This window comes from Psychrobacter sp. W2-37-MNA-CIBAN-0211 (assembly GCF_040309405.1).
Taxonomy (GTDB): domain Bacteria; phylum Pseudomonadota; class Gammaproteobacteria; order Pseudomonadales; family Moraxellaceae; genus Psychrobacter; species Psychrobacter glaciei.
Genome location: NZ_JBEOOU010000128.1, coordinates 1 through 281, shown reverse-complemented (window position 1 = coordinate 281; position 281 = coordinate 1). Strand labels below are relative to the sequence as shown.

The window sequence follows — 281 nt, the reverse complement described above, 5'->3', positions numbered from 1 at the left end:
ATTGAGGTCAGTGAGGATGCGGAAAAACTCTGGCTCTACTACCCGAGCGCGGTGGACAACACGGATGCCTACCTGCGCCCCAGCGTGCTGATCGAGTTTGGCGGCCGCAATGCGACCCTGCCGCAGGACAGGCTGGCCATCGTGCCGGACGTGGCCACGCATGTGCCGGAGCTGGCGTTTCCGAGTGCGGAGGTCGTCGTGCTGTCGCCCATGCGAACGTTCTGGGAGAAGGCGACGCTGATCCATGTCGAGTGCCATCGCCCGCAGATCCGTGCAGGTGC

Annotated in this window: 1 protein-coding gene; it reads left to right on the top strand. The window is 64.4% G+C overall.

Annotated elements, in window-relative coordinates:
* Window positions 1–281: nucleotidyl transferase AbiEii/AbiGii toxin family protein (locus AAEY72_RS14585; RefSeq protein WP_352311246.1), on the top strand; the 281-nt coding region annotated here is incomplete at both ends.